Origin of the sequence: Variovorax sp. efr-133-TYG-130 (genome assembly GCF_030208835.1) — a bacterium.
GTDB lineage: Bacteria > Pseudomonadota > Gammaproteobacteria > Burkholderiales > Burkholderiaceae_C > Variovorax.
In genome coordinates this window covers 18536-34882 of sequence record NZ_JARVTD010000001.1, presented here as the reverse complement: position 1 = coordinate 34882, position 16347 = coordinate 18536, and the positions used below count along the sequence as shown (strand labels likewise).

Genomic DNA, 16347 nt, shown 5'->3' with positions numbered 1-16347 from the left:
ACATTCGCGGAGGGGAGTACCCGGTGGCCTGTGCACGCGCCCTGAAACAAGAGCCCGCGATATACCCCCGCTCCCCAAATGTTTCTACCGCTGAAACCATTGAACCGCGCTTAGTGACTAGTCTTGCACCATCCGACAAACACAAATCCAGAAGGCACTCCCATGGCTGACGACTCAGGTTCGCAGGGCTCCTACCTGCCTCAACTGCTGCGCCGCGGCACCGCACTCGCGGCCGCCGGCTGCGCCTTCGTCGCGGGATGCGGCGCCGCCGGAAGCGGCGAAACACGCTACGACAGCTCGCCCCAGTTCCGCGACGGCGGCTTCCACAACATGGCCAACCCCGACCTGCCCCAACAGGCCAGCGCCTGGCGCATCTGGTCCCGCTTCATCGTCGGCAGCAAAGTCGACAGCGTCCCGGTCGACGCCATTCCGGTGAGAGCCCTCGAACGCAGCGCACTCGATGCACTCGACACCAACACCAACCACGTCGTGCGCCTCGGCCATTCTTCGCACCTGCTCAAGCTGCACGGCAAATACTGGCTCATCGATCCCGTGTTCAGCGAGCGCGTGTCCCCTGTGCAATGGGCCGGCCCGAAGCGCTTTCACCAGCCGCCGATCACGCTCGAGCAACTGCCGCCCATCGAGGGTGTCATTCTTTCGCACGACCACTATGACCACCTCGACCTCGCGACCATCCAATACCTCGCGAAAGACGTGAAGCGCTACTTCGTGCCGCTGGGCGTGCGCACGCGGCTGGTGGTCATGGGCGTGCCCGCCGAGCGCGTGACCGAACTCGACTGGTGGCAAGACAGCGAGCACGACGGCGTGAAGCTCACCGCCACGCCCGCACAACACTTCTCCGGCCGCACCCTCGGCGACCGCGACCGCACGCTCTGGGCTTCATGGGTGGTGCAAAGCGGCGACCAGCGCATCTTCTACAGCGGCGACTCGGGCTACTTCCCCGGCTTCAAGCAGATCGGCGACCGCTTCGGCGGCTTCGACATCGCGCTGATGGAAAACGGCGCCTACGACGCCATGTGGCCCGCCGTGCACATGACGCCCGAACAAAGCGTGCAGGCCTTCGAAGACCTGCGCGGCAAGGTCTTCTTCTCGGTGCACAACAGCACCTTCGACCTCGCGTTCCACACCTGGCACGACCCGCTGGACCGCATCGCCGACCTCACCGCCGCGAAGAAGATCGAGCTGGCGACGCCGGTGATCGGGGAAGTGGTGACGGTGGGGCAGGCGCGGACGAATACGCGGTGGTGGCAGGGGCTGCGCTGAGCGCCCCCCCCCGCCGAAACCAGGCAGCAGCCTATTCGCCGCGCTCCTTGCGCTCCCGCGCCCTTCGCACCTGCCGGCTCTCGCCAGCCTGCGCGGCAATCCGGTCCTTCTCTCGCTTCTTGGCGGCCCGCTTCTCGCGCATGCGCTTGCCCAGCACGTAGCTGCCGATGCCGGTCACCACGGCAATGAAGATGCCGATGACGCTGACGTCGATGCCGCCCATCACTGCACCCGCACGATGCTCGACGGCTTGAAGCCGAGGTCGGCCGCCTTGCCCTTGCGCGCGCGGCTGCCGCGGGCGTTGTTGAGGGTGCGGATCTCCAGGGTCTCTTCGCGCTCCTTGCCGCCACGGCCGATGCCTTCGATCTTCACGCTGCGCGTGTAGGCGGCGGCTCCGGCCAGGGTGTCCTTGGGCTCGAGGTCGATCAGCGTCAGGCCGCGGCCGCCCTTGGGCAGGCTCTTGAGCTCGGTGATGTCGAAGGTCAGGATGCGGCCGCCGGTCGAGGCGCAGGCCACGTGCGTGGCGGCCGGCATCGGCTCGGCGCCGCTCGCGCCGCCGACCAGGGACGGACGGCAGAGCTGTTCGCCCTCGCCCACGTCGATGAAGGCCTTGCCGCCGCGCTGGCGCGACATCATGTTCTCGACGGTGGCGATGAAGCCGTAGCCGCCGGTGTTGGCCAGCAGCACGCTGGCGCCAACCGGGCCGGCGAAGAAGTGCGTGACGTGCGTGCCGGCATCCAGCTCGATGAGCGTGGTGACGGGCTGGCCGTCGCCGCGCGCGCCGGGCAGCGAAGCCACCGGCACGGTGTAGACGCGAACGCTCTTGTCCTTGGCGCTGCCGAACACGAGCAGCGTGTCGACGCTGCGGCATTCGAAGGCGCCGTACAGCGAGTCGCCCGACTTGAAGCTGTATTCGGGAGCCGAAGCGCCGTTGCCGCCGTTCGCGGCGGCCGCCTTCTCGCTGGCCCATCCCTTCTGCGCGCGGACCCAGCCCTTCTGCGACACGATGACGGTGACGGGCTCGTCGACCACCTTCACCTCGGCCACGGCGCGCTTCTCGGCCTGGATAAGCGTGCGACGCGGGTCCTCGAAGGTCTTGGCGTCGGCCTCGATTTCCTTCACCAGCAGGCGGCGCAGCGCGGCGGGGCTGCCGAGGATGTCTTCGAGCTTCTTCTGCTCGTCGCGCAGGCCCGACAGCTCCTGTTCGATCTTGATGGCTTCGAGCCGCGCGAGCTGGCGCAGCCGGATTTCGAGGATGTCCTCGGCCTGGCGTTCGCTGAGGTTGAAGCGCGCGATGAGCGCAGCCTTCGGGTCTTCCGCCGCGCGGATGATGGCGATCACCTCGTCGATGTTCAGCAGCACCAACTGCCGGCCTTCGAGGATGTGGATGCGGTCCATCACCTTGTTGAGCCGATGCCGCGAGCGCTTCTCGACGGTGACTTCGCGGAACGCGATCCACTCGTTGAGCATCTGGCGCAGCGACTTCTGCGTGGGCTTGCCGTCGATGCCGACCATCGTGAGGTTGATCGGCGACGAAGTCTCCAGCGAGGTCTGCGCGAGCAGCGTGGTGATGAACTCGTCTTGGCTGATGCGCGAGGTCTTGGGCTCGAACACCAGGCGCACGGCGGCGTCCTTGCTGGACTCGTCGCGCACCACGTCCAGCACCGACAGCATCGCGGCCTTCAACTGGGTCTGGTCGGCGCTCAGGGCCTTCTTGCCGGCCTTGACCTTGGGGTTGGTGATTTCCTCGATTTCCTCGAGCACCTTCTGCGTGCTGACGCCCGGCGGCAGCTCGTTGACCACCAACTGCCACTGGCCGCGCGCCAGTTCCTCGATCTTCCAGCGCGCGCGCACCTTGAGCGAACCGCGGCCGGTGCGGTAGGCATCGGCGATGTCGCTCGCGTTGCTGATGATCTGCGCGCCGCCCGGGTAGTCGGGGCCGGGCACGATGGCGAAGAGTTCTTCCTCGCTGAGCTTGCCGTTCGACTTGATCAGCGCCACGCAGGCGTCGGCAATCTCGCGCAGGTTGTGGCTCGGGATTTCGGTGGCCAGGCCCACCGCGATGCCGCTCGCGCCATTGAGCAGCGTGAACGGCAGCCGCGCGGGCAGCAGGCGCGGTTCTTCGGTGCTGCCGTCGTAGTTGGGAATGAAGTCGACCGTGCCTTCGTCGATCTCGTCGAGCAGCAGGCTGGTGATGCGCGCCAGGCGTGCTTCGGTGTAGCGCATGGCGGCGGCGCCGTCACCGTCGCGGCTGCCGAAGTTGCCCTGGCCGTCGACCAGCGGATAGCGCTGCGAGAAGTCTTGCGCCATGCGCACCAGCGCGTCGTAGGCCGCCTGGTCGCTGTGCGGGTGGAAGCGGCCGAGCACGTCGCCGACCACGCGCGCGCTCTTGACCGGCTTGGCGCCCACGGTGCCGTTGGTGCCGCCGAAGCCCAGCCCCATGCGCGACATCGAATACAGGATGCGCCGCTGCACCGGCTTCTGGCCGTCGGACACATCGGGCAGCGCGCGGCCCTTGACCACGCTGAGGGCGTATTCGAGGTAGGCGGTCTGCGCGTAGTCGGCAAGGGTGAGGGTGGTGTCGCCGTCGGTGGGACCCTGGAGATCGAGCGGTGGTTGGGAGTCCATGAAGAAGAGAGAAAGAAAAACTGTTGCGGGCTGCGTGCTTGCTTGCGCGCTCAGCCCGGATTGATTGCCTCGTCCGATGCCTCGGCCGCGCCGGTCGAAGTGGCTGGCGTCTCGGGAATGTCGGGCATGGTCGGCATGTTGCGCGGCGTGTCCGACGGCATGTTGCCCCGGTTGATCGCGCCGCCCTGCGGCACCGTCAGCTCCATGCGGATGCGCCCCGGCGTCTTGCCGCCGCGCACGCTGCCACCCGTCGCCACGGAGGGCTTCAGGTACGCATAGAGCTGCAGCACGGTCTGCACGTAGTTCTGCGTTTCCTTGTAGTTCGGGATCTTGTTGCCAGCGCGCTGCACGGCGCCCTCGCCCGCGTTGTAGGCGGCAATGGCGAGTTCGATCTGGCCCGGGAACATCGCGATCAGGTCGCGCAGGTAGCGCGAGCCCGCGGCGATGTTGATGCGCGGGTCGAACAGCTTCTTCTCGATGGTGCTGCGCTTGTCCGCCGACACGCCATAGCGCTGCGCGGTGGCGGGCATCAGTTGCATCAGGCCCATCGCGCCCTTGGGCGAGACCGCCTGCGCGTCGAAGCCCGACTCGGTGGCGACCAGCGCCTGCAGCAGTTCGTAGTCGATGGCGTGCTTGCTCGATGCGTCGCGCAGCGCGGCCTTGGCGGTCTTGTAGCCGGGCGAGGCCTCGAACATGGCGAGCAGGGTTTGCGAGGCCTGCGGCACCTTGCCGTCGATGCCGCGCGCGCCGCGCCCGAGCGGGGAGATGCCCTTGGCCGTGTCGAAGCTCTGGCCGCCGCGAAAGAAGATCTGGTAGCGCTCGTCGATCTTCTCGGAGGCGAAGTGCGCGACGCCCTTGCTGTCGATGTAGCCGTAGATGTCGGCGGCGTGCGCGCCCTGCTGCGACAGCACCATGGCTGCACAAAGCATGAAGGGGCGGAACCAGCGTTTCATTGCGATGCGGTCCTGGTCGTCACAGCCGCCAGCCGTAGCGCTTGCGGCGCTCGGCATGGACCGCAGCGTCGTCGCCCATGCTTTGTGCGTGGCCGCCGCCCTTCAGTCCGACCCAAAGCGACATGCCACCCAGCGCAAGCACGAGGAAAAAGACGGGCACGTGTTCGAGTTCGACGCCGGTGAAGATCATCGACACGGCCAGGCCCAAGAAGACCAGCGCGGCGCTCCAGCAAAGGATACGGCGCGTCCAGAGCCACGTGGCAGCGGCGATCCGTTCGATTCGGCTGGGCTCGGCGTTGTCATTGACCGCGTCATCCCACCACCCCATCCAGACGAATAGGAACGCCAGCAGCAGGACGAGGCCGGCAAAGAACAGGTCTGGCGGCGTGACCTCCGGGTAGGCGCGCACCAGCATCAGGATTGCGCCAGAAGCGCAAGCCCCCGCCAGCGAACCACAAATGATCTTGTGACTGTCCATGCCCTGTCTTGAGGAATATTCCGGTCGGAATCAGACGTCGATATCGACGTCGTCGGCGCGCAGCTCCATGAGTTCGCGCCGCGCCGCCGCTTCGCCCTTGCCCATCAGCTTGGTGATCTCGCCCTGGGTGGACGTGAAGTCGAAACGGCCCAATTGGACCTGCATCAGGCGGCGGGTATCTGGATTGAGCGTGGTTTCCCACAATTGTTCCGCGCTCATTTCACCCAGGCCCTTGAAGCGGCTGATGCTCCAGGCGCCTTCGCGCACGCCGTCCTTGCGCAGTTTGTCGAGGGTGGCGGTCAGCTCGCCCTCGTCCAGCGCGTAGACCTTGGAGGCCGGCTTCTTGCCGCGCGCGGGGGCATCCACCCGGAACAATGGCGGCTTTGCGACATACACGTGGCCGGCTTCGATGAGCTTGGGGAAGTGGCGGAAGAACAGCGTGAGCAGCAGCACCTGGATGTGCGAGCCGTCCACGTCGGCATCGCTCAGGATGCAGATCTTTCCGTAGCGCAGGCCGCTCATGTCGGGCGTGTCGTTGGGGCCGTGGGGGTCGACGCCAACGGCCACCGAGATGTCGTGGATTTCGGTGTTGGCGAAGAGGCGGTCGCGCTCCACTTCCCAGGTGTTGAGCACCTTGCCGCGCAGCGGCAGGATGGCCTGGCTTTCCTTGTCGCGGCCCATCTTGGCGCTGCCGCCGGCGGAGTCGCCCTCGACCAGGAAGACCTCGTTGTGGCTGATGTCCTTGCTCTCGCAGTCGGTCAGCTTGCCGGGCAGCACGGCCACGCCGGAGCCCTTGCGCTTCTCGACCTTCTGGCCGGCGCGCTGGCGCGTCTGCGCGGCCTTGATGGCCAGCTCGGCCAGCTTCTTGCCGTAGTCGACGTGCTGGTTGAGCCACAGTTCGAGCGCGGGCCGCACGAAGCTCGACACCAGGCGCACCGCGTCGCGCGAGTTCAGTCGCTCCTTGATCTGGCCCTGGAACTGCGGGTCGAGCACCTTGGCGCTGAGCACGTAGGAAGCACGCGCGAACACGTCTTCTGGCAGCAGCTTCACGCCCTTGGGCAGCAGCGAGTGCAGCTCGATGAAGCCCTTCACAGCGGTGAACAGGCCGTCGCGCAGGCCGCTTTCATGCGTGCCGCCAGCGCTGGTGGGAATCAGGTTGACGTAGCTCTCGCGCACCGGCTGGCCGTCTTCGGTGAAGGCCACGCACCAGTCGGCGCCCTCGCCTTCGGCGAAGTTGTCGGCGTTCTTGTCGGCATGGCCGCCGCCTTCGAACAGCGGAATGACGGGGTCGCCGTTGAGCGTCTGCATCAGGTAGTCGCTCAGGCCGCCCTTGTAGAGCCACTGCTGGCTTTCCTTGGTCTTTTCGTTCGTGAGCGTGACGCTCACGCCGGGCATCAGCACGGCCTTGCTGCGCAGCAGGTGCGTGAGTTCGCCCATGGGCAGCGCGGAGGTCTCGAAGTACTTGGCGTCGGGCCAGGCGCGCACCGTGGTGCCCTGCTTGCGCTCACCGGCCTCGAGCCTGCGCACCTCGAGTTGCTCGATCACGTCGCCGCCGCTGAAGGCCAGCTTCGCCACCGAGCCCTCGCGGTGGGTCGACACCTCGAGCCGCTTCGACAGCGCGTTGGTCACCGACACGCCCACGCCGTGCAGGCCGCCCGAGAAGCTGTAGGCGCCGCCCGAGCCCTTGTCGAACTTGCCGCCGGCATGCAGCCGGGTGTAGACCAGCTCGACCACGGGCGCTTTTTCCTCGGGGTGCAGGCCGAAGGGAATGCCGCGGCCGTCGTCCTCGATGCTCACCGAGCCGTCGGCATGCAGCGTGACCTTGATCTTCTTGCCGTAGCCCGCGAGCGCCTCGTCGGCGGCGTTGTCGATCACTTCCTGAATGATGTGCAGCGGGTTGTCGGTGCGGGTGTACATGCCCGGGCGCTGCTTGACGGGCTCCAGGCCCTTGAGCACGCGGATGGAGCCTTCCGAGTAGCCGGAGGACGCGGACGAAGAATTGGGGGGAGTCTTGGGGGGAGTCGCCATGGGGGCGGATTGTAGTCAGTCGCCGCCAAACAACTGGATACCCATACAGGAGGCGCTTTGATGCCCGGCGCGCATTGAAACTGCGCCGATAAATCATCAATGGCTTTGGCCGCCGGGCCGCCTGCCGAAGCAGCCATGTCGCTACATTCGACGCCATCATGCAAACGCCAGCCCGCACTCTTTCGATCAAGCAAGTCCTCTTCTGCGGGGCGATGATCGTCACGCTCTCCATGGGCATCCGCCACGGCTTCGGCCTGTGGCTGCAGCCCATCACGCAGGCGCAGGACTGGAGCCGACAGACCTTCTCGTTCGCGCTTGCCGTGCAGAACCTGTCGTGGGGCATCTTCGGCGTGTTCGCGGGCATGCTGGCCGACCGCTTCGGCGCGTTCCGGGTGCTGATCGGCGGCTCGGTGTTCTATGCACTGGGGCTGTTCGGCATGGCGCATTCGCCGACGCCGCTGCTGTTCACGCTGAGCGCCGGCGTGCTGATCGGCGCCGCGCAGGCGGGCTCGACCTACGCGGTGATCTACGGCGTGATCGGCCGGCAGATCCCGGCCGAGCGGCGCTCCTGGGCCATGGGCGTGGCGGCGGCAGCCGGCTCGTTCGGGCAGTTCCTGATGGCGCCCGTCGAAGGCTGGCTGATCGGCCACCTGGGCTGGCAGACGGCGCTGGCCGTGGTGGCGGTGCTGGTTCTGGTCATCGTCCCCCTGGCCTTCGGCCTGCGCGAGCCCAGGACCGAAGCCCTGGCCGGCCACCGCGACCAGTCGGTGCTGCAGGCCGTGGGCGAAGCCTTCCGCTACCCCAGCTTCGGGCTGCTGATGGCGGGGTATTTCGTCTGCGGCTTCCAGCTGGCGTTCATCGGCATCCACATGCCGACCTACCTGCGCGACAAGAGCCTGCCGGCCGACGTGGCCGGCTATGCGCTGGCGCTGATCGGGCTGTTCAACGTGTTCGGCACCTACACGGTCGGGCTGCTGGGTCAGACGCTGGCCAAGCGCAAGATCCTGGCGGCGATCTATTTCGCGCGGGCGGTGTCGATCGCGCTGTTCCTGCTGGCGCCCATTTCGCCGATGAGCGTGTATGTGTTTTCGGCGGCCATGGGCTTCCTGTGGCTTTCCACCGTGCCCGCGACCAACGCCATCGTGGCGGGCATCTTCGGGGTGGCGCACCTGTCGATGCTCAGCGGCTTCGTGTTCCTGAGCCACCAGGTCGGCTCTTTCCTGGGCGTATGGCTGGGCGGCTACCTGTACGACACCACGGGCAGCTACGACATCGTCTGGTACATCGCCATTGCGCTGGGCGTGTTCGCGGCGCTGATCAACCTGCCGGTGAAGGAAAGCGCCATCGCCCGGGCGCCCCGGCCGTTGGGCGCGGCGGGCTGATTGCGTATAAAGAGCGCCATGACACCACGGATGCGCCACCACATCGTGCACGCCGGCTGGCTCGCCGCCGCGCTGGCGGTGCTGGGCGGCGTGTTCGCCATGTACGTGCATCCGGAGTTCCTGGTGACGCTGGTGGACCAGATCTGGTCCTGCTTCTGACCCCATTTCTTGATCCGCCATGAAAGATGCAGCCACCGCACACGGCTCGGGCGCGCCTTCCGAATGGATCGTCCGCTGGTCGCACCTGCTCGCGCCCCGCGCCAGCGTGCTCGACGTGGCCTGCGGATCCGGGCGGCACATGCGCTGGTTCGCCGGGCGCGGCCACGCCGTGACGGGCGTCGACCGCTCGCCCGAAGCCGTGGCGGCGGCCGGCGCCTTCGGCGGCGTTGTCGAGGCCGACATCGAATCGGGCCCGTGGCCGTTCGCCGGCCAGGCCTTCGGCGGCGTGGTCGTCACGCACTACCTCTGGCGGCCGCGCATGGCCGACATCGTGGCCGCCGTGGCGCCTGGCGGCGTGCTGCTCTACGAGACCTTCGCGGCGGGCAACGAGACCGTGGGCAAGCCCTCGCGGCCCGACTTCCTGCTGCAGCCGGGCGAGCTGCTCGCCGCCTGCACCGGCCTGCGCGTGGTGGCCTACGAAGACGGTTTCGAGCCCGAGCCGGCCCGCTTCGTCCAGCGCATCGCCGCCGTGCGGGAGGCCGGAAACGCCCCCGGCCAGCCGCCCCGCCACGCCCTTAAGGGAAACTGAGGGGGCCGGGGGGCGTGTTTCCGGCGGCGCCGGAGTAAGTAGAATCGGCGCTTTCGTCCACCGACAAAGAGATTCCCCTTGGAGCAACTGACAGGCAGCATCGTCGCGCTCGTCACGCCGATGCACGACGACGGCAGTGTCGATTACCCCGCCCTGCGGCGGCTCATTGACTGGCACATCGACGAAGGCACCGACTGCCTCGGCGTGGTCGGCACCACCGGCGAATCGCCGACGGTCGATGTCGAAGAGCACTGCGAAATCATCCGCGTCTCGGTCGAACAGGCCAAGGGCCGCGTCCCCGTGATGGCAGGCTGCGGCGCCAACTCCACCAAGGAAGCCATCGAGCTCGCCAAGTTCGCCAAGGGCGTGGGCGCCGACTCCCAGCTCCAGGTCGTGCCGTACTACAACAAGCCCACGCAAGAGGGCCAGTACCAGCACTTCAAGGCCATCGCCGAGGCCGTGGGCGACCTGCCCATCGTGCTCTACAACGTGCCCGGCCGCACGGTGGCCGATATGGCGCACGACACCGTGCTGCGCCTGGCGCAGGTGCCCGGCATCATCGGCATCAAGGAAGCCACGGGCAACATCGAGCGGGCCCAGTGGCTCATCCGCGACGTGCCCAAGAACTTCGCCGTCTACTCCGGCGACGACCCGACCGCGGTCGCGCTCATGCTGTGCGGCGGCCAGGGCAACATCAGCGTCACGGCCAACATCGCGCCGCGCAAGATGCACGAGCTGTGCGTCGCTGCGCTGGCGGGCGACGTCAAGCGCGCCATGCAGATCCAGTTCGAACTGATGCCGCTGCACCGCAACCTGTTCGTCGAGCCCAACCCGATCCCGCTCAAGTGGGCCATGGCCAGGCTCGGCCTGTGCGGCGGCGCGCTGCGGCTGCCGCTCACCGAACTGGGCGAAGCCAGCCGTCCGGCGGTCGAAGGCGCGCTGCGTGCCACCGGCCTGCTCAAGAACTGAGCCTCCAAACCATTTCAGACCTGCGATCTGCTTTTTCCCTGGCTGCAACAAGGTTAAGCAACCTTTTGCCCGAACCATGCTCTGAGATGGCGGGCATTGCGGCCCACAGATAGACCGAACCATTCCAACAAGGAAGACGACGTTGAAGAACCTTTCGCAAATTTCGCGATATGCATTGCTGGCCACCCTGGTCGCCAGCCTCGCCGCCTGCTCCGTCCTCGAGAGCGACAAGATCGACTACAAGAGCGCCGGCAAGGCCCCGACGCTCGAAGTCCCTCCCGACCTCTCCCAACTCTCGCGCGACAACCGCTACGCCATTCCCGGCGGCGCCGTGACCGCCAACGCCTACCAGGCCGGCATTGCCAACGCCCCGGGCGTGCCCACCGCGGTGAGCAACATCGGCGACGTCAAGATGGAACGCTCGGGCACGCAGCGCTGGATCGTCGTCAACCGCACGCCCGACCAGCTCTGGGAGCCGGTTCGCGACTTCTGGCAGGAAAGCGGCTTCCTGCTGACCACCGACCAGCGCAACCTGGGCATCATGGAAACCGACTGGGCTGAAAACCGTGCCAAGCTGCCGCAGGACATCATCCGCGGCACGCTGGGCAAGCTGGTCGACTCGGTCTACTCGACCGGCGAACTCGACCGCTTCCGCACCCGCCTGGAACGCACGCCCAACGGCACCGAGATCTTCATCAGCCACCGCGGCATGCAGGAGGTCTACAACAACTCCCGCCAGGACCAGACCGTGTGGCAGCCCCGCCCCAGCGATCCCGAGCTCGAGACCGAATTCCTGCGCCGCCTGATGGTCAAGCTCGGCGTGTCGCAGGAACAGTCGAAGATCCTGGCTGCCACCACGGCGCCGGCACGCACCGCCACCATCACCAAGATCGGCAACCAGCCGGCCGTGCAGATCAGCGAAGGCTTCGACCGCGCATGGCGCCGTGTCGGCCTGGCGCTCGACCGCACCGGCTTCACCGTGGAAGACCGCGACCGCAGCGCCGGCGTGTACTTCGTGCGCTACGTGCCGCCGAACCCCGACAAGAAGGAACCCGGCTTCTTCGGCAAGCTGTTCAGCGGCTCGAGCAAGGCCGAGGCACCCCTGAAGTTCCGCATCTCGGTCAAGAGCCAGGGCGAGAGCAGCACGGTCGTTGTGATGAACGAAGCCGGCGCGCCTGAAACGTCGGCCAACGCCGACCGCATCGTCAAGGTCATCGCCGACGACCTGAAGTAACCCGCATGCTCCGCTTCCGAAGTCTCGGCAGCGGCAGCACGGGCAACGCCGCGCTGGTCGAAGCGACCAGCGGCGGCCGCACCTCCCGCATGTTGGTCGACTGCGGCTTCGGCCTCAAGCAGCTCGACCTGCGGCTGGCCCGCGCAGGCCTTGCCGCCAGCGACATCCATGCAGTCTTCGTCACGCACGAGCACGGCGACCACATCGGCTGCGCCCATTCGCTATCGCGGCGCAACCGCATTCCCGTGTGGATGAGCGAAGGCACGTGGCTCGCCACTGGCGGGCGCGATTTCGAGGGCCTGCTGAACATCGCGCGCGACGACGCCGAGTTCACGGTCGGCGACATCGGCGTGCAGCCTTTCACTGTTCCGCACGATGCGCGCGAGCCGCTGCAGCTGCGCTGCACCGACGGCAATCGCACGCTCGGCGTGCTGACCGATCTCGGCCATGCCACGGCGCACGTGCTCGCGCGCCTGAGCGGCGTGCATTCGCTGCTGCTCGAGTTCAACCACGACAGCGAACTGCTGGCCGGCTCGGCCTACCCGGCCTTTCTCAAGCACCGTGTGGGCGGCAACTACGGGCACCTGTCGAACACGGCCGCGGCGGACATCGCGCGCGCGGTGCTGCACGGCGGCCTGCGCCATGTGGTCGCCGCGCACCTGAGCGAGCAGAACAACCGGCCCGAGATCGTGCGCCGCCTGATGGCCGAGGCACTGGGCGGCGACGAGTCGGAGATGCTCACAGCCGATGCCGCCGAGGGCTCGCCCTGGCTCGACGTGTGAGCCTCGGCTCGGCCTTGCTCACTCTCCGCTAATAAAAAAAACCGCCTCGTGGCGGTTTTTTTATCGCTCAGGCGAAAGTGCCTTGCTCATTGCTGCTTCGGCGCTTCGTTGTTCTTCTTCGCGGCCTCGGTGGCTGCATTCGCGGCATCGAGCGAAGACGAAGCACCGGGCGCCGGCGTAGCGGACGAAGTGCTCGCATCAGGCGTGGTGGTGGTGGCAGGCGCGGGAGTCGCGTCGGAAGACGGTGCGGGCGCAGGAGCGGGCGCGGGTTCGGTCACAGGCGCAGGAGGCGGCGTCACGACAGCCGGCGCTGCATCCTCCTTCTTTCCGCAGGCGACGAGCGCGGCAGCGGCGATGAGCGAGGCGATCAGGACGGACGATGACTTCTTCATGGAATCTCCTTTGGCAATGAAGGTCTGGAACGAAAAAATTCTAGACCTGCATATCGCCTCGAATATGTCTGGCAGCCGCATTCGCGGCATTGGCTTACAAGCCCAGAGTCGACGCAGGAAACGCGGGCCGCGCGATGCGCCAGCACTCGTCGATCGACTCGCGAAGCGCACGGCGCGCGCGTGCATCGGTGCCACTCACGCCGCGGCTGCGCTCGGGGTCGATGCGATGCACGAACCATGTGGGCGTCCAGATGGCGCTGGGCGCTTCGGAGCCGGCGGCCTTGCCGGTCGCGCGGCATTCGATGATGTGGTCCCACATGCGGCGCCATGGAACGAAGCGCGCATGGCCGCGCTCGAGAATGTCGAAGCGCTGCGCAAGCAGCACCAGGCGTCGTCCGCTGGCCGACCATGCCTGCAGCGCCTCGATGCTCGCACGCTCGCCGAGCGGCCAGTCGGCGAAGTCGGCATCGCTGAAGACGATCTCTTTCCAGCCCTCGCGCGCGGCGGCGGCCAGCGCTTTGCGCAGGATCGCGTCGAAGGCCTCGCGGCCGTCGAAGCGCCCTTCGTTCAGCAGTGGTGCGACCTCGTCATTCATTCGGCATGGAGCCAGCCCGCTTCCGACCAATCGGCAAGCAGCGCGAGCGCACCCTCGCTGGCGCGGCTCAGTTCGCGCGGGCCCAGCGCGCGCTGGTCGGCAAGGCGGCGCATCAGCGTGGCGTCGGCCCCGCCGGCACGAAAGCTCTCGCCGTTGATGTAGACGTGCCGCGTGTCGTAGAGCATGCGCGTGCGGCGGTCCAGCACCACGCGCTGCATGTTGCCGGGCGCCTGGCAGCCTTCGCCGAACCACACGTTGGCCTTGGGCTCCGTGAGCGACTCGCCGAGCGCGCGATCGACGGCGTCGGCATCGCGCAGCGCGGCTTCCACGGCCTTGCGCGCGAAGCCCTGCAATGCGGCGGGCATCTGCGCGGGGTTGTCGACGGCCGGTTGCGTGGGGTCGCGGTAGCGCGCCAGCTCGGCCGGGCCGGCGTCTTCGAGGTCTTCCGAGTAGGCCTGCGCCATGCGCGCAAGCAGGTCGGCGCCAAGCTCGCCCAATGCGGACGAACGCAAGCCGATCGAGCAGGTCATGCAGTCGTCGCCCACGGCCACGCCGTCATGCGCATAGCGAGGCGGCAGGTACAGCATGTCGCCGGGCTCGAGCACGAAGGTCTGCTCGGGCTCGAAGTTCTCGAGGATCTTGAGCGGCACGCCGGGCTGCAGCCGCAGGTCGCTCTGCTTGCCGATGGACCAGCGGCGCCGGCCCTGCGCCTGCAGCAGGAACACGTCGTAGCTGTCGAAATGCGCGCCGACACCACCGGTGTCGCTCGCGTAGCTGATCATCAGGTCGTCGAGGCGGGCATCCGGCAAAAAGCGAAACTGCCGCAACAGTTCGTGCACGCCCTCGTGATGCAGGTCGACGCCCTGCACCAGCAGCGTCCAGGCCGGCTGCTTGAGCGGCGGCAACGCACGGCGCGGCAGCGGGCCGTGCTTGAGCGACCAGCCGGCCTTGCCGTGCCGGATCAGGCGGGACTCGACTTCTTCCTGTTCGGCCAGCGCGAACAGCGCATTGCGCTCGATCGGTGGCACCATGGCGGGAATGGCCTGGCGAACCAGCAAGGGCTTTTTCTGCCAGTACCGCCGCATGAACTGCGCGGCGCTCAGGCCGCCGAGCAACGGCAGCGGTTGATTAATCTCCATGGGAGAATTCTGCAATGGAAATCTCTGAACAATGCGTGGTCGGTTTGACCTGGACGATGAAAGACACGCTCGGCGACGTGCTGGACGTGCTCGATGAGCCGGTGGAATTCATGGTCGGCGGCGACGATCTCTTCGACGTGATCGAAGCGGCCCTGCAAGGCCATGAGCCCGGTGCCCGGGTCCAATTGCAGATCGAGCCCGAACAGGGCTTCGGCGACTTCAACGATCAACTGCTCTTCCTCGAGCCCCGCTCGCTCTTCCCCGAAGGCACGGAAGAAGGAATGACATTCGACGGTTCCGCCCTGCCGAAAGGCGTGAACGCCGACATTCCGAAGGACGCGATCTACACCGTGGCCGAGATCTACCCCGACCACCTCGTGCTCGACGGCAACCATCCGCTGGCCGGCATCGCGATCCGGCTCGACATCACCGTGCGTTCGGTGCGCGAGGCAACGGAAGAGGAAGTCGGTCGCGGCACTGCGGGCACCGGCTTCTTCAAGGTCGCGCCGATGGCGCCGGGCAACGAGACGCTGCACTGACGACGGCGGTGGCGCCCATGAAAAAGCCGGGCACTGCCCGGCTTTTTCATGCCCCCGATGGGTCGGGGAGCGGATCGGTCACATGCGCGAGATCTGGCCGTTGTCGATGCGCACGCGGTCGCCGATGCGCAGGTCGCCGGGGCTCTGCACGTCGAAGGCCCGGTAGCCGCCTCGGTCGGTCTGCACCGACACGCGGTACATCTCGTAGACGCGGGGACCGTTCTGCTGGGCCTCGATGGTGTTGCCCAGCAAGGCCCCGCCCACGATGCCGAGCGCGGTGGCCGCGGCACGGCCGTTGCCGCGTCCGAACTGGTTGCCCACCACGCCGCCGATGACGCCGCCGGCCACTGCGCCGCCGCCCGAGGTGCCGGTGCCGGCGGTTTCGCTGCGCAGCACCTCGATGTTGGCCACATGGCCGTATTCGACGTAGGAGGCTTCACGGTACTGGATGGCCTGCGGCGGTACCTGGTAAGGGTAGCGCGAGGTCTGGTAGACGGGCGCCGGCGCCACGCACGCCGTGAGCGTGGCCACTGCCAGCACGGAAGCGGTAACGGAAACGAAGCGCATTGAAATCTTCATGTTGAGAGGCTCCTCAGATAGAACGGCGCACGAACAATGCGCCTGCGTGTGTCTAACGCCGCAGCCAGAGCCACGATGACGCAAAACACACGTTGAAACCTTCGAGGCAATGGGGCTGCCCGGGTTCCGTTCTTTACCGCCCGGAAACTCAGGCTCCGCTCAGGATTCGCTCAATGCTTGCCCGTGGAGCCGTAGCCGCCCTCGCCGCGTTGCGTAGGTGCAAATTCTGTGACGACCCGAAACTGCGCCTGAACCACGGGCACGATCACCAGTTGCGCGAGCCGCTCCATCGGGTTCAGCACGAAGGGCGTGTCGCTGCGGTTCCAGGCGCTGATCTTCAGTTCGCCCTGGTAGTCGCTGTCGATCAGGCCGACGAGGTTGCCCAGCACGATGCCGTGCTTGTGGCCCAGGCCCGAGCGCGGAAGGATCATCGCCGCATAGGCCGGGTCGGCCAGGTGGATCGCGATGCCGGTGCCCACCAGCTGCCAGCCGTTGGGCTCCAGCGTGATGGGAGCGTCGAGGCAGGCCCGCAGGTCGAGGCCGGCGCTGCCGGGGGTGGCATAGGCGGGCAATTGATCCACCATGCGCGGATCGAGGATACGGACGTCGACTTTCAC

Annotated in this window: 18 protein-coding genes; 8 read left to right on the top strand and 10 right to left on the bottom strand. The window is 67.1% G+C overall.

The features are described 5' to 3' along the window. Positions 1 to 162: 162 nt before the first annotated feature. A complete protein-coding gene (locus QRN67_RS00195; protein ID WP_285409693.1) occupies positions 163 to 1284 on the top strand; it encodes an MBL fold metallo-hydrolase in 1122 nt (373 codons plus the stop codon). A gap of 31 nt (positions 1285 to 1315) precedes the next feature. On the opposite strand, the gene QRN67_RS00190 is transcribed toward QRN67_RS00195, so the two are convergent. Genes QRN67_RS00190 through QRN67_RS00170 form a run of 5 tightly spaced genes read right to left on the bottom strand, consistent with a single transcriptional unit; the run spans position 1316 to position 7371 of the window. Continuing rightward, on the bottom strand, positions 1316 to 1507 hold the full coding sequence (locus tag QRN67_RS00190; protein ID WP_081267203.1) for a hypothetical protein: 192 nt from the start codon (positions 1505 to 1507) through the stop codon (positions 1316 to 1318). Next, positions 1507 to 3912 carry a DNA topoisomerase IV subunit A gene (gene parC / locus QRN67_RS00185; protein ID WP_285409692.1) on the bottom strand — a complete coding sequence of 802 codons (2406 nt, stop codon included), beginning with the start codon at positions 3910 to 3912 and terminating at the stop codon, positions 1507 to 1509. The genes QRN67_RS00190 and parC overlap by 1 nt, the downstream gene beginning before the upstream one ends. Before the next feature lie 50 nt (positions 3913 to 3962). Next, positions 3963 to 4865, bottom strand: a complete 903-nt coding sequence (locus QRN67_RS00180) for a lytic transglycosylase domain-containing protein (protein ID WP_285409691.1) — start codon at positions 4863 to 4865, stop codon at positions 3963 to 3965. Between the two features lie 19 nt (positions 4866 to 4884). Next, positions 4885 to 5343, bottom strand: a complete 459-nt coding sequence (locus QRN67_RS00175) for a hypothetical protein (RefSeq protein ID WP_155742456.1) — start codon at positions 5341 to 5343, stop codon at positions 4885 to 4887. Between the two features lie 30 nt (positions 5344 to 5373). Continuing rightward, entirely contained in the window at positions 5374 to 7371 is a 1998-nt protein-coding gene (locus tag QRN67_RS00170; protein WP_081267207.1) for a DNA topoisomerase IV subunit B, read from the bottom strand. Positions 7372 to 7529: 158 nt separating this feature from the next. Here QRN67_RS00170 and QRN67_RS00165 point away from each other — a divergent pair, with 158 nt between their 5' ends. The 6 genes from QRN67_RS00165 to QRN67_RS00140 all read left to right on the top strand — a co-directional run bounded on the left by QRN67_RS00165 (position 7530) and on the right by QRN67_RS00140 (position 12486). Continuing rightward, positions 7530 to 8753, top strand: coding sequence for an MFS transporter (locus QRN67_RS00165; protein WP_285409690.1), 1224 nt, complete (start codon positions 7530 to 7532; stop codon positions 8751 to 8753). A gap of 18 nt (positions 8754 to 8771) precedes the next feature. Beyond that, positions 8772 to 8912, top strand: a complete 141-nt coding sequence (locus QRN67_RS00160; protein ID WP_285409689.1) for a hypothetical protein — start codon at positions 8772 to 8774, stop codon at positions 8910 to 8912. A gap of 19 nt (positions 8913 to 8931) precedes the next feature. Next, complete coding sequence (locus QRN67_RS00155) at positions 8932 to 9501, top strand: class I SAM-dependent methyltransferase (RefSeq protein ID WP_285409688.1); 570 nt, start codon at positions 8932 to 8934, stop codon at positions 9499 to 9501. 78 nt (positions 9502 to 9579) lie between these two features. Then, entirely contained in the window at positions 9580 to 10470 is an 891-nt protein-coding gene (gene dapA / locus QRN67_RS00150) for a 4-hydroxy-tetrahydrodipicolinate synthase (RefSeq protein WP_106933931.1), read from the top strand. A gap of 142 nt (positions 10471 to 10612) precedes the next feature. Continuing rightward, entirely contained in the window at positions 10613 to 11704 is a 1092-nt protein-coding gene (bamC, locus tag QRN67_RS00145) for an NlpB/DapX family lipoprotein (protein WP_081267211.1), read from the top strand. Positions 11705 to 11709: 5 nt separating this feature from the next. Continuing rightward, positions 11710 to 12486: an MBL fold metallo-hydrolase gene (locus QRN67_RS00140; protein ID WP_285409687.1), complete on the top strand. Its 777-nt coding sequence runs from the start codon at positions 11710 to 11712 to the stop codon at positions 12484 to 12486. An 86-nt stretch (positions 12487 to 12572) separates the two neighbouring features. On the opposite strand, the gene QRN67_RS00135 is transcribed toward QRN67_RS00140, so the two are convergent. The 3 genes from QRN67_RS00135 to QRN67_RS00125 form a co-directional block, all read right to left on the bottom strand. Then, the gene (locus tag QRN67_RS00135; protein ID WP_081267213.1) at positions 12573 to 12878 is read right to left on the bottom strand and encodes a hypothetical protein; all 306 of its coding nucleotides are present in this window, start codon (positions 12876 to 12878) and stop codon (positions 12573 to 12575) included. Positions 12879 to 12972: 94 nt separating this feature from the next. Further along, the gene (locus QRN67_RS00130) at positions 12973 to 13473 is read right to left on the bottom strand and encodes a hypothetical protein (protein WP_285409686.1); all 501 of its coding nucleotides are present in this window, start codon (positions 13471 to 13473) and stop codon (positions 12973 to 12975) included. Continuing rightward, complete coding sequence (locus QRN67_RS00125; RefSeq protein WP_285409685.1) at positions 13470 to 14612, bottom strand: JmjC domain-containing protein; 1143 nt, start codon at positions 14610 to 14612, stop codon at positions 13470 to 13472. The genes QRN67_RS00130 and QRN67_RS00125 overlap by 4 nt, the downstream gene beginning before the upstream one ends. A gap of 14 nt (positions 14613 to 14626) precedes the next feature. Here QRN67_RS00125 and QRN67_RS00120 point away from each other — a divergent pair, with 14 nt between their 5' ends. Continuing rightward, complete coding sequence (locus tag QRN67_RS00120; protein ID WP_081267216.1) at positions 14627 to 15151, top strand: FKBP-type peptidyl-prolyl cis-trans isomerase; 525 nt, start codon at positions 14627 to 14629, stop codon at positions 15149 to 15151. A 78-nt stretch (positions 15152 to 15229) separates the two neighbouring features. Here QRN67_RS00120 and QRN67_RS00115 read toward each other — a convergent pair whose 3' ends face one another. Continuing rightward, entirely contained in the window at positions 15230 to 15730 is a 501-nt protein-coding gene (locus QRN67_RS00115) for a glycine zipper 2TM domain-containing protein (RefSeq protein ID WP_285409682.1), read from the bottom strand. Between the two features lie 170 nt (positions 15731 to 15900). Then, a complete protein-coding gene (gene dut / locus QRN67_RS00110) occupies positions 15901 to 16347 on the bottom strand; it encodes a dUTP diphosphatase (protein WP_081267218.1) in 447 nt (148 codons plus the stop codon).